14 protein-coding genes and 1 pseudogene are annotated in these 11,382 nt (G+C 41.8%); 13 read left to right on the top strand and 2 right to left on the bottom strand.

The genetic code is table 11. The features are described 5' to 3' along the window. Window positions 1–50 precede the first annotated feature (50 nt). The 4 genes and pseudogenes from G5B12_RS17850 to G5B12_RS16455 form a co-directional block, all read left to right on the top strand. A pseudogene (locus tag G5B12_RS17850) lies at window positions 51–212 on the top strand (IS4 family transposase); the annotation flags it as partial. 94 nt (window positions 213–306) lie between these two features. Beyond that, the gene (locus G5B12_RS16465; protein WP_174088880.1) at window positions 307–471 is read left to right on the top strand and encodes a helix-turn-helix domain-containing protein; all 165 of its coding nucleotides are present in this window, start codon (window positions 307–309) and stop codon (window positions 469–471) included. A 214-nt stretch (window positions 472–685) separates the two neighbouring features. Continuing rightward, on the top strand, window positions 686–1,540 hold the full coding sequence (locus G5B12_RS16460) for a DUF3990 domain-containing protein (protein ID WP_174088879.1): 855 nt from the start codon (window positions 686–688) through the stop codon (window positions 1,538–1,540). Between the two features lie 15 nt (window positions 1,541–1,555). Next, a complete protein-coding gene (locus tag G5B12_RS16455; RefSeq protein ID WP_021975991.1) occupies window positions 1,556–2,068 on the top strand; it encodes a hypothetical protein in 513 nt (170 codons plus the stop codon). Here G5B12_RS16455 and G5B12_RS16450 read toward each other — a convergent pair. Then, window positions 2,061–2,834 (bottom strand): alpha/beta hydrolase, encoded by a 774-nt coding sequence (locus G5B12_RS16450; protein ID WP_021975990.1) that lies wholly within the window; start codon window positions 2,832–2,834, stop codon window positions 2,061–2,063. The genes G5B12_RS16455 and G5B12_RS16450 overlap by 8 nt on opposite strands. Window positions 2,835–2,914: 80 nt before the next feature. Further along, window positions 2,915–3,436 (bottom strand): helix-turn-helix domain-containing protein, encoded by a 522-nt coding sequence (locus G5B12_RS16445; protein WP_174088877.1) that lies wholly within the window; start codon window positions 3,434–3,436, stop codon window positions 2,915–2,917. A gap of 282 nt (window positions 3,437–3,718) precedes the next feature. On the opposite strand from G5B12_RS16445, the gene G5B12_RS16440 reads away from it, so the two are divergent. From G5B12_RS16440 to G5B12_RS16400, 9 genes are all read left to right on the top strand, one after another. Next, on the top strand, window positions 3,719–3,934 hold the full coding sequence (locus G5B12_RS16440; RefSeq protein WP_021975988.1) for a hypothetical protein: 216 nt from the start codon (window positions 3,719–3,721) through the stop codon (window positions 3,932–3,934). Window positions 3,935–3,992: 58 nt separating this feature from the next. After that, window positions 3,993–4,310, top strand: coding sequence for a hypothetical protein (locus G5B12_RS16435; RefSeq protein ID WP_174088875.1), 318 nt, complete (start codon window positions 3,993–3,995; stop codon window positions 4,308–4,310). A gap of 167 nt (window positions 4,311–4,477) precedes the next feature. Next, window positions 4,478–5,179, top strand: coding sequence for a FadR/GntR family transcriptional regulator (locus G5B12_RS16430; protein WP_174088873.1), 702 nt, complete (start codon window positions 4,478–4,480; stop codon window positions 5,177–5,179). A 242-nt stretch (window positions 5,180–5,421) separates the two neighbouring features. After that, window positions 5,422–6,279 (top strand): polysaccharide deacetylase family protein, encoded by an 858-nt coding sequence (locus G5B12_RS16425; RefSeq protein WP_021976016.1) that lies wholly within the window; start codon window positions 5,422–5,424, stop codon window positions 6,277–6,279. Window positions 6,280–6,281: 2 nt separating this feature from the next. Next, window positions 6,282–7,121, top strand: a complete 840-nt coding sequence (locus G5B12_RS16420) for a polysaccharide deacetylase family protein (RefSeq protein WP_021976015.1) — start codon at window positions 6,282–6,284, stop codon at window positions 7,119–7,121. Further along, window positions 7,094–8,068, top strand: coding sequence for an alanine:cation symporter family protein (locus tag G5B12_RS16415; RefSeq protein WP_174088883.1), 975 nt, complete (start codon window positions 7,094–7,096; stop codon window positions 8,066–8,068). Before G5B12_RS16420 ends, G5B12_RS16415 begins: the two co-directional genes overlap by 28 nt. Before the next feature lie 3 nt (window positions 8,069–8,071). Further along, window positions 8,072–8,791, top strand: coding sequence for an aspartate/glutamate racemase family protein (locus G5B12_RS16410; RefSeq protein ID WP_174088871.1), 720 nt, complete (start codon window positions 8,072–8,074; stop codon window positions 8,789–8,791). A 144-nt stretch (window positions 8,792–8,935) separates the two neighbouring features. Then, entirely contained in the window at window positions 8,936–10,468 is a 1,533-nt protein-coding gene (locus G5B12_RS16405) for a glycerophosphodiester phosphodiesterase family protein (protein ID WP_174088869.1), read from the top strand. A 100-nt stretch (window positions 10,469–10,568) separates the two neighbouring features. Next, the gene (locus G5B12_RS16400) at window positions 10,569–11,315 is read left to right on the top strand and encodes a metallophosphoesterase (protein WP_174088867.1); all 747 of its coding nucleotides are present in this window, start codon (window positions 10,569–10,571) and stop codon (window positions 11,313–11,315) included. Window positions 11,316–11,382: the final 67 nt, after the last annotated feature.

The following is an 11,382-nucleotide window of genomic DNA, read 5'->3' as shown; positions in this document are numbered from 1 at the left end:
GCGGTATCCCGCCTTAATTCAGATGCTCTGGTAACTCAGTTGCCGAGTAGTTCACCAGATCACTTGGTATCCTGATGGATGCTTTAATGGCAAGCCTTCAGGAAATTTTAAAACTCAGCGATGAACAACTGACTGCTTTTACCGCTGATTTTGAAGCAAGACTGCCAGAATATCTGCGAAATGCACTCCATCCCAAGGCTGTAGTAGCATAAGTGATGCTAGAATATAAATAGTACAAGCCAAAATGAGAAATTCCAAATACACATAAGCATGATACAATAGAAACATGCTGAAGGAGGATCTCATATGGCAAAACAACATGACAAACAATTTAAACTTGATGCAATCCAGTATTATCAAGATCACAAAGATCTCGGGGTACGTGGATGTGCAGAAAATCTTGACATAGGACCAAATTCAACCTTAATGTTTTATAAAAAAATAATTTCAAGAAATAGAAATTTACTGTGAGTAGGCACATATAGATTATGAAAAGAAGAAAGTAATTCTTATTGATAGGCGTCTGACAAATATATACAAGAAAAAGTGGCATAGAAGCAATGAAATATTATCCCATTAGCATAAAAAATAATAACAAAAACTTATTTAAGTAATATTATATGAATAAGTTTATATTGAACTTATTCATATAATATTACTTAAATAAGTTTGAGGTGATCGAAATATGAAATATAATTTTCCAGAAGATTTGAGATCAATTCGGGCGATATTAGGCCTTTCTCAGAGAGAATTTGCAGAACAGATTGGAGTAGAGCAGGTGACTGTTTCAAGAAATGAGTTGGGAAAAACAGTTCCGTCTGCAAGAATTTTGGAGAATGTATACAGATTTGCATTTACAAAAAATATAAGAATAAATAAACTGAAAGAAATGCTCTGGAGAGATGATCTGGAAAAAAATGAGAAATTGCTTTTCCATGGGGCGAAAAGTGAAATTACCGGGGAAATAGATATCTATAGAGGCAGGAGTAACAATGATTTTGGACAGGGATTTTATACAGGGGAAAGTTACGAGCAGGCAATCTCATTTGTATCAGGATTTGAGCATTCATCGGTATATTATATTCGTTTCAATGACACGAGTCTGAAATGTAAGAGATATAAAGTGGACCAGGAATGGATGATGACGATTGCCTACTATCGGGGGGCGCTAGATGAATACAAGGAACATCCAACAATAAAAATGCTTGCAGAACAGTCCAGAGATTGTGACTACATAATTGCACCGATAGCAGACAACCGTATGTTTCAGATTATTAATTCATTTATTAATGGAGAAATTACAGATGAACAGTGCAAACACTGTCTTGCGGCAACAAATCTTGGAATGCAGTATATATTTATAAGTGAAAAGGCAGTATCGCAGGCTAAACTTATAGAACGATGTTATATTTCAGACAATGAAAGGGAATATTATAAGAATATACGATTGGAAGATGCCAAGTTAGGTGACAACAAAGTGAAACTTGCAAGAAGGCAATACAGAGGAAAGGGTCTGTATATTGATGAAATCCTGGTGTAAAGAGGTGGCCGATGAATGAGAAAAATAGATAAAGATGGATTGCTTTTGTGTGAACTTCAGGCGACTGCATTTGAAAACTCTGTTGATAAAATGGAGTCGAGCTCAGAGATTTTTATCAGGCGATTTATGAAAAGTAAAATAGCAAAAAGACTTGATAATGGGTCAGTCCTTGAAAGTAATATTCAGGCAAATGATATTTTACAGTTTGTAGATGAAGAGTATGGAGTTTCGGATTATGGAACTGTAAAATATACCCGCAACGAGATGTACTGGATTGGTTATATCTACAGGTATTTTGCGATTATCTGTGAGTTAACATCAGTACAGGTTTATAAAATTATAAAACCGAAGGAACTGAGAGGATTATTTCTTCCATATCATACCATGGATCCATCTCAGGCTGTGGAGAGGATACTGGAGGCAAAAGAAATGCCAATGGATGAAAATATGGAACTGGAACGTCAATATAAAATATTCAAAAAAATAAGAATGCAAAAAACAAAGAACGAGCAGGCTGGCGTTAAATAAAACGCTCAACCCGCTCCATTGTAGTTTTCAGAATCGTAATATCCGTCAGCACATCGCCGGTTTCCAGTGAATGGTTGGCGTTTTTTGTAAGAAAAAGAGGTACCTCTTTTTGCTGTGCCAGCTTCTGGATAATTTCGGTTTCGGCCCAGGGATCTGCGGTGCCGTGGAAGGCGATGCTTCCGGCCAGTGAGAAAGAAAAGGTATCCGCCAGAGGCGTAAACAGGATGCTTTTCACTGTCAGATCATGTCTGGAAGCATAGGCTGAAGATATGATAGTGCCAAGACTTTTGGAAATAAACAGAATACTTCCATATGAATGCCAGTCAACATTCTGGAGAAACTGTTCGGTATGTTTCAACGCAAGCTCGAAGGCCTGTTCCATTTTGGCACGGTCGCCTTTGACATTTTCGGGAAGAGAACCGTAAGATACATTCAGGATCTGATAACCTTGATTTCTGGCAAGGCGAGCTGCATAGTAAAGGAGCGGTTTATCAGGGCCATATCCGATACCCGGGAAAACAACGGCCAGCTTCGGGGCGTTGTTATCAGCTTCCGCTGTATGAGAGGAAGCTTTGTCATAGAGCATCTGCAGCTGGATTTTTTCCTGGAGCTCTTTTAAGGGAATGGAGATCGTGCAGGAGTCGGATGGAAGGTAATCATAATCAGTAATAATGCCATCCTCTTCTCCGTGATAAACAATATGTGAGGAACCCATAAGTTCCATATCTTCTTCAATATCTGAAAGTAATTCTTCGTATGATTTCATTTTATTTCAAACCTTCTTATTAAAAAATTAGTATTTGTCAAAGTATGTTATGTGAATGTTTCCTTTATATGGGGAAAAGTTTATTTGTGTTCAAGCTTCGCTTTCTCGGCATTCAAAAGCTCAATATTAATATTCTTCTCACTAGCAGTTTTATCAACCCAGAGGTTCAGAGAATCAATAGCCAGGGAAACCTCATCCAGCTTTTGGCTGATATATGCAAAGTCTTTGATTTCATCGTCGGTGATCTTACCGTCTCTGGCGATCTGGATCAGACGGCTGGTGAGAGGGTTGATCTCATTAAGACTAGCGATGGTTTCCAGGATAATGGTAGAAAGCTCGGAAACCTCGATCTCCGGTACATACCGGTCCCCGATCATACACTTGTGAGAACAGTAATAATTGCATAAGTCAGGATGCTTATAGCAGTCAGCCATCTGGATGATGTCGTAAGGGGTTGGTTCCTGCAGTTCGTATTCGATCTTTTCAATCCTGGAGGCAGAAACACCGGTCATTTCCTGGCTGGCTTTTTCGCGGGTCAGACCCTGTTCTTCTCTGTATTGCTGATAAATAGTCTTGTTTTCTCTGGTAAATTGTTTCCCCATGGTTCAGTCTCCTCTGTTAATTCTCCAAAATAGGGAAATATATGAAGTTATTTCAATATATAGATCGTTTATTTTTACAGATGATTCTATTATACTGGATTCATCGAGTGACAGCAAGGGCCGTCAGAGAGAAAGAGGTGGCTGTGTGGACGTGACAAGAAGATTGCAGATGATACGGATCCTGGAAAAAATGGAAAGAGATCCGAAATTCAGTGAAAAGCTTGGAATCATAAATAAATCAAAATTTATATCAGTAAATATAACTGGAGAAAAGGAGAAATTATGTTGACGTTATTATTTATCATATGTATGTTTGGAGTTTTTGGAAAGCTGTTTTTTTTCGGCCTGAAAGCAGCCTGGGGGATATCTAAATTTATATTAACGCTGGTATTCCTGCCGTTGATCCTGATCGTAATGGTAGCAGGAGGACTGATCTCCCTGGCATTACCGATACTTCTTGTTATTGGTATTGTCGGACTGATTGCATCAAAAGCATAAGGAAATAAACAGCAAACGCGGATTATGAATAACCGCCTGGAAAAAAGGAGGAACAATTATGAGTAAGAAAGAAGGATACAGCAGACCAGGTTTATTTGGAGGCATTAATCACTATGATGCCAATGGTCATAAGATTGGGGAAAGCAGACCCGGATTGTTCGGAGGGTATAATGATTATGATGCCAAAGGCCATAAGATCGGAGAAAGCAGACCTGGTATTTTCGGAGGAATGAATCATTATGATGTCAAAGGCCACAAAGTAGGAGAAAGTCGTCCGGGAGTATTTGGCGGAGCAAACCATTATGATGCAAATGGCCATAAAACAGGCCATAGCAGCAAAGGAATCTTCGGAGACTGGAATCACTACGACGACTGATCGAAAATGAAATACATGTACAGTATTATTGACGGCAGATCCACAACAAAGAATCTGCCGTTTACTTATTTGACAAATCCGGTAAAAATTCTGTTGTACAACTGTAGAAAAACCAATTATAATTAAAAATTAAAGGATACAGAATTATCAACAGAATGGAGAAATATATGAGATTAAGAAGTCAATCCGCACGGACTTTATTATATGAAGAAGTAGTAGAAGAACTTTACAGGCTGATCGATGAGAAGCATATCCAGCCAGGTGGCAAGCTTCCGCCGGAAAGAGAACTGATCGAGCAGCTGAAAGTCAGCCGGAATGTGTTAAGAGAGGCATTTCATGTTCTGGAAACCAGAGGTGTGATCGTTTCTCACCAGGGAAAAGGAAGATTCTTAAGGGAACAGCCAGGCCACGGATCCGAGAAACGTACAGAAAGTCTCAGCAAAAATCTGGAACGCTATTCCATGCTGGAAGCTTATGAAGTCCGTCAGGTTCTGGAAGTAAAGGGTGTGGAGCTGATCATCCGTAACGCATCCGAAGAAGACATTGATGATCTGGAAAAAGCTTACAAAAAAGTGAAACATACCTACGAGACAACCGGAACTACAACCGGTGAATTTGAACTGCACAAGCTCTATGCGGAAAAAACCGGCAGTATGTTCATGACCCAGACACTGGAGCTGGTCCTGAATGCGATCTTGGATATGATGTATGGGCAGTTTTATGATGTGCTGGAAGCCACTTCTGAAAAGCAGGAGCTGGAATCACATCGTCAGATCATTGATGCGATCCGCAGAAGGGATACGGAAGCAGCACAGAAGCTGATGCAGGAACATCTTCAGGTAACGATGGATATGCTGAGGGATAATTGATTAAATATGCATTTAGCTAAAATGCCAGAAGTTCCCGGCCTTTGCTTGGGAAAAATCATGGACCGGGGGCGGAAACAGGCGAAAAAGTACAGGATAATGAAAAAACCATTGACGAAAAGCACCTTCGGGTGCTATTCTTTATAAACAAGTGGGTGACCAAGTGAACAAATATTAATTCAAAAAGAATGAATATGTATTCAGACGATAATTCACAATCCAGAAAGAACAGAAAGGAATACACAATGGGAAATTTAAAATGGCCGGAAGGTAAAAAATGTGCGGTAATGTTTACCTTCGATGTAGACGGAGATACCACCTGGGAAAACGGAAACCGTGGACTTCCAAACGGTGAGAAATACATCAAATCCTTATCCGTAGGCCAGTACGGACCAAAGCGCTGCGTAGACCGTATCCTGGATATGCTGGATCGTTACGGTGTAAAAGCAACATTCTTTGTACCAGGGCTGACAGCTGAACGTTATCCAGATGTGATCATGAGGATCGCAGAGGCAGGACATGAGATCGGACATCATGGATATGCACATGAGAGATTTGCGGGAAAAACAACAGAGGAGCAGATCGAGATCATTGAGAAGACTCAGGCAATCTTTAAAAAGCTTATCGGTCATGAAGTAACAGGCTTCCGTACTCCATCCGGTGACTGGGCAAAGATCACACCGCAGCTTCTGTATGAGAGAGGCTTCCGTTATTCAAGCTCCATGCGTGGTGACGACAGACCATATCGTACGATCATAAACGGTGAGAAAACAGATTTTATCGAGATCCCTACGAAATGGGAAGTAGATGATTACGTAGCTATGGCATATAACATGTATCCGGCAGAACCGGCAGGACAGGACAGGATTTCCAGCTATCGTCTGGTAGAAGACAATTTTATGAGAGAGTTTCGCGGACATTACAGAGAGGGGCTTTGCATTTCTTATATGAGTCATCCCCAGGTAATTGGTTCCCCTGGAAGGATCCAGATCCTGAAACATATGCTGGAGCAGATCACATCCAAAGAGGATGTCTGGGTGGCAACAGGAACGGAAGTATCAGACTGGTATCGAAGCCATTCACAAGAACAGGAGGAGAAATAAGGATGAAACTGGAAAGACCAAAGTGGCCGGAAAACAAAAAATGCAGCGCCATGATCACCATCAACCTGAATGCGGAACTGTTCTGGCTGCAGTTAGATCCCACCTGCAAGGATATGCCGAAAACACTGTCTCTTGGACAGTACGGAATGACAAGAGGCGTGGACCGTATCTTAAAAATACTGGAAGAACGGGGCATCCGCGCAACATTTTTTACTCCTGGATGGGTGGCAGAGCAGTATCCGGATAAGCTGAAAGCCATTGTGGAAAAAGGCCACGAGATCGCAGCACTGGGATATCATCATGAGCATATGGCATTATTATCCGAGGAAGAGCAGGAAAGCGCCATCAAAAAAGGAATCGCTGCGATTGAAAAGGTATGCGGCGTTACACCGAAGGGATTTCGTTCCCCGGAAGGCGAGCTGACCCTGGATACGTTACGGATCGCAAAGAAAAACGGCCTGGTGTATTCCAGCAATCTCTGCGATGATGACAGACCATACTGGAAAGATCTGGGTGAGGATAAGATCCTGGAGATCCCTATTCACTGGGTAAACTATGATCTTCCGTATTTTGCGTTCAACTATCATCCGGCATTTCCGGCAGGCCAGGGCAGGATCGCAAATTATACAGGAGTTCTCAACAACTGGAAGGATGAATTTTTCGGATGCCATGAATACGGCCTCTGTTATGTCCTTCAGCTGGATCCGGCAGCCATCGGAGCACCGGGCAGGATCGGACTTCTGGAAGAGCTTCTGGATTATATTGAAACTTTTGATGGTGTATGGTGGACAACCGGTGAGGAAATGTATGACTACTGCCTGAAAAATCAGCAGGAGAAGTAACAGGAAAAACAACACAGGTAACAGATCCCCTGTACTATGTGATCGCAGTTGCCATTATCGTGGTCATCGCAGTTATCACATTTGGCGGAATCAAAAGCGTAACAAAATTTTCCGATGCGGTTGTACCGGTTATGGCAGGTTTATATGTTCTCATCGTACTGGTACTGATCGTTCTGAATATCGGAAAAGTGCCGGGATTCTTTGCGGCTGTATTTGTAGGAGCATTTAAACCAAGCGCTATCTTTGGCGGAGCATTTGGTGTGGCTATGGCACAGGGACTGAAACGAGGACTTTTATCCAATGAGGCTGGTATGGGTACTGCAACACAGGCCTCCTCTATTGCGGATGCCAATCATCCGTGCGAGCAGGGATTCATTCAGTCCATCGGTGTATTTGTAGATACCATCGTGATCTGCTCTCTGGCTGGTTTTGTGGTAACTGCAGGTGCTATCTGGAATAATCCGTCCATTGACTGGGATGTGATGAAGGCAAACAAGATCGGAACGTTCCTGACTTCCGTCAAGGAGCTGGTACCGGGAGACGGAATCCTGGATGTGATCGTATTTATCATCGTGGTCGTTGCATTTGGACTGTTTGCATTTACAACACTTCTCTGTGACCTGACTTATACAGAGATCGCTGCAAACAAGATTTCCAAGAATAAAAAGTTCATCTATTTTACAAGATGCCTTGGAGCGCTGATCTTCGTTCCACTTGGAACCCTGACTGTATTATCCGGACTTCAGCTGGATAACCTGTGGTATGTATCTGACCTGATCAATGTAATCCTGATCTTTGTCAACATCCCGACACTTCTGGTTGGAAGAAAACTGGTTACCAAAGCATATGAGAATTATAAGAAAAATCCAGGCAGGCGTTTTGTGGCATCTGATATCGGAGTAGAATCTGAGGTATGGACTGCGGAGGCAGCAAAGGAGAACAGATAAAAAATGAAAATAAAAGTAATCATGTCAGACAAGGCCATGAGCAGAGAAACCATGGACGCACGTGAGAAAATGCTGAAAGTGGCACTTTCCTCCGATGCAGAGGTTTCCGTGGACTGTATCAAAAAAGGTCCGGACGAGCTGGACTGTAATACAGATGAGGCCTTTGCTGCGGCGGAAATGGTGAAGGAGAGTATCCGTGCGGAAAAAGAAGGATACGATGCCATTGTGATCTACTGCTTCAGCGATGTGGGAATTGATGCCATCCGTGAAAATGTAAGAATTCCGGTGATCGGTCCCGGAGAAACCAGTCTGGCTGCGGCGAGCATGATCTGCAACCGTTTTACGGTGCTGACTTCCGAGAGTATCAATATTCCAAGAACCTACCGTCGTCTGATTCGAAACGGCATTGCCAGGGAAAAAATGGCAGCAGTCCGGACGCTGGATATTCCGATCGGAGAACTGCGCACCAATCCGGAGGCTACAGAAAAATATCTGAAAGCTGTCTGCAAAAAAGCAGTGGAGGAAGATCATTCCGACGGGATCATCTTAGGTTGTCTTGGAATGGCAGGATATGGAGAAAAGCTGGAAAAGGAACTTCCGGTGAAGATCATTGATCCGGCATTTCTGGCGGTTGCGTATGCGGAATTATGTGTAAGAGTTGGAATGCGGCACATTCCGGCAGTTTATCCGGTTTTTACAAACAGCAGCAATGTAGAATTATAAACTGAAAAACAACAGAGCAGAAACACTTTCCGGATTGGATCCGGAAGGTGTTTTTTTGCATATAAAACAGAGATATGAAACTTGTAAATGTCCGATATTTACGGCATAATAACTTTACAGAATGTTTTTAGGAGGAATCACAGTATGAGGAAAAAAATCAGAGGTCTGATAGCAATGGTTATCTTATTGATCTGCTTTTCAGTACCGGCAGCAGCGGCAACAGAAAGTTTTCATTTTGAGCAGAAAACAGCTTCTGTGCAGGTAGGAAAAACCAAAGAGCTGTCTGTTTACAACAATGGAAGAAAAGTAGATCCAAAGAAAGTCCAGTGGAAAAGCAGCAATCCCAAACTTGCAGCCATATCCAATGGAAAAGTCACCGCAAAGAGCTGGGGAAATGTTCAGATTTATGCTGTTTATGGAGGAAAAAAAATTTCCTGTAAAGTGTATACATATAATCAGCTCATATACACAGATTTTACCGGATATAAAACAACTCCGATAAAAACAAAAACAGGAAAAACAATACAGCTGAAGCCGGAAAAGCATGGAAGCGTGGCAATTTATAAATCTTCGAATACAAAAATCGCGACAGTTTCATCCAGTGGTATTGTAACACCAAAAACAACAGGCACAGTCAAAATAACCTGTGTGTCTTTGGGAAGAAACCGGTATATTGCATCTGCGGAAGTGGTTGTCGGAGCAGAACTGAAATCAGTTTCGACTTCTTCAGAAATCGTAATGGATAAAGGGGAACAGAAAACACTGAAGGTAACTGTCCATCCGGGAAATGCATATGTAAGAACAATAACTTATGCCACATCCAACAGTTCCGTTGTTACAGTATCCAGGACGGGAAAAATTACAGCAAAGGCTCCCGGCCTTGTAAAGATCACAGTGACGGCAGATGGTGGAAAGAAAATAAAAAATACCATACAGGTATACGTTCGAGACAAAAAGACAGGTACATCCAATGCACCTCTGAGTGGAAGTTCTGGTACGATCCTGCACAGAGGATTAAGTCTGGAAGCACCGGAAAACACACTTCCCGCTTTCAGCCTTGCAGGACAGAAAGGTGCGAAGTATGTAGAAACCGATGTACGACAGTTAAAAGACGGGACATTTGTGATTTTTCATGATTCTAATCTGCTGCGTATGTGTGGCGTTGATAAGAGAATTGAAAACCTCACATATCAGGAAGTAAAGAAGTATCCGGTTATTACAGGAACAAATGCTTCTGCATATAAGCATAATATTATTCCTACACTGGAACAGTATCTTCAGTGCTGTAATAAATATTCCATGACACCGGTGATCGAGATCAAATCAAACCTGGATCAGAATGGTGTTGCAAAGTTTAACCAGATCATAAAAAAATCCAGAAAAAGTCCGGTTGTGATCTCGTTTAAGGAAGAACCGCTGATCATGCTCAGACAGATAAACAGAACCGTGAGCATACAGTGGATACTCCGGGATCAGATCACCAGTGCAGCGCTGAATGAATGTGCCAGATATAAATTTGACGTAAGTGCTCAGTATGGATGTACCAACAGAGCTACAATAGCCAGAGCGCATTCGAAAAATATTAAGGTCGCACTGTGGCTGTTTACAGATTCCAGGATTGCAGACTGCTATAAAAACTGGGGTACAGATTATCTTACCTGTGAGAGAATGATGTAAGACGCTGGAGGCTGACAGGTATTCTTCTGTTACGGTTATGCAGAGCATCAGATGGAAGGTCAGAGAATGTTACAGATACCAGTAGAGGAGTTGAAACAGTATGGAAACAGAAATATCAGGAAGATTGCTTATTACCGGAGATCTGCACGGTGATACTGCGGCATTAACGATGATTACCAGACAGCTTCGAGAGGGAGATGCATTATTTGTTGCCGGAGATTTTGGGTTTGTATTCTGGGATAACAGAGATGAGCATGTATTTTTGGATGATGTAGACCGGTTTCTTCAGAAAATAAACGGATATATTATTTTTGCGGATGGAAATCATGAAAATCACCGTGCACTGAATAAATTCCCTGTTGAACAATGGAATAATGCCAGAGTCCATATGATCCGAAGCAGGATCATTCATGTGCTTCGAGGAGAAGTCCTCTGTCTGAAAAAGAAACGGATATTCTGTTTTGGAGGAGCTTTTTCCATAGACAGGGCATATCGTACTCTGAACAAAAGTTACTGGAAGGAAGAAGTTCCCTCTGAGGAAGATTATGAGAACGGAAACAAAAATCTTAAGGCCTGTGACTATAAGGTAGATTATGTGATCACACATACCTGTCCATTAAATCTTATACCTTCACTTGGGGGATATCACTCGGCGATGGAAGAACGGCAATTGCAGAATTATCTGCAGTATGTAAATGAGACGGTATATGATTCACTGACCCGGTGGTACTTTGGGCACTGGCACAGAGATCAGGAATTTGGCGAAAAGTTCCGGGTGATCTATCTGGATCTTGTAGATATGGAAACGGGAAAAAAGATCTGGCACGACAAACGCATGAGTAAATAAATTGTGAACACACCCCTTTTCTAGTAAAATAAAAGAAAAAGGGGTGTTATTTATGCAGGAATTATTA

It is taken from the genome of Blautia sp. MSK.20.85 (assembly GCF_013317245.1).
Lineage (GTDB): Bacteria > Bacillota > Clostridia > Lachnospirales > Lachnospiraceae > Blautia_A.
Note: the sequence above shows the minus strand (reverse complement) of the source record. Positions and strands in the feature narration are given on the sequence as shown.

Excerpts from the sequence above, each read along its gene's own strand:
- G5B12_RS16435 (WP_174088875.1), top strand. The coding sequence starts at position 3,993 with ATGAGTAAGAAAGAAGGATACAGCAGACCAGGTTTATTTGGAGGCATT.
- G5B12_RS16410 (WP_174088871.1), top strand. The coding sequence starts at position 8,072 with ATGAAAATAAAAGTAATCATGTCAGACAAGGCCATGAGCAGAGAAACC.
- G5B12_RS16440 (WP_021975988.1), top strand. The coding sequence starts at position 3,719 with ATGTTGACGTTATTATTTATCATATGTATGTTTGGAGTTTTTGGAAAG.
- G5B12_RS16465 (WP_174088880.1), top strand. The coding sequence starts at position 307 with ATGGCAAAACAACATGACAAACAATTTAAACTTGATGCAATCCAGTAT.
- G5B12_RS16445 (WP_174088877.1), bottom strand. The coding sequence starts at position 3,436 with ATGGGGAAACAATTTACCAGAGAAAACAAGACTATTTATCAGCAATAC.
- G5B12_RS16405 (WP_174088869.1), top strand. The coding sequence starts at position 8,936 with ATGAGGAAAAAAATCAGAGGTCTGATAGCAATGGTTATCTTATTGATC.
- G5B12_RS16400 (WP_174088867.1), top strand. The coding sequence starts at position 10,569 with ATGGAAACAGAAATATCAGGAAGATTGCTTATTACCGGAGATCTGCAC.
- G5B12_RS16425 (WP_021976016.1), top strand. The coding sequence starts at position 5,422 with ATGGGAAATTTAAAATGGCCGGAAGGTAAAAAATGTGCGGTAATGTTT.
- G5B12_RS16420 (WP_021976015.1), top strand. The coding sequence starts at position 6,282 with ATGAAACTGGAAAGACCAAAGTGGCCGGAAAACAAAAAATGCAGCGCC.
- G5B12_RS16450 (WP_021975990.1), bottom strand. The coding sequence starts at position 2,834 with ATGAAATCATACGAAGAATTACTTTCAGATATTGAAGAAGATATGGAA.
- G5B12_RS16455 (WP_021975991.1), top strand. The coding sequence starts at position 1,556 with ATGAGAAAAATAGATAAAGATGGATTGCTTTTGTGTGAACTTCAGGCG.
- G5B12_RS16430 (WP_174088873.1), top strand. The coding sequence starts at position 4,478 with ATGAGATTAAGAAGTCAATCCGCACGGACTTTATTATATGAAGAAGTA.
- G5B12_RS16460 (WP_174088879.1), top strand. The coding sequence starts at position 686 with ATGAAATATAATTTTCCAGAAGATTTGAGATCAATTCGGGCGATATTA.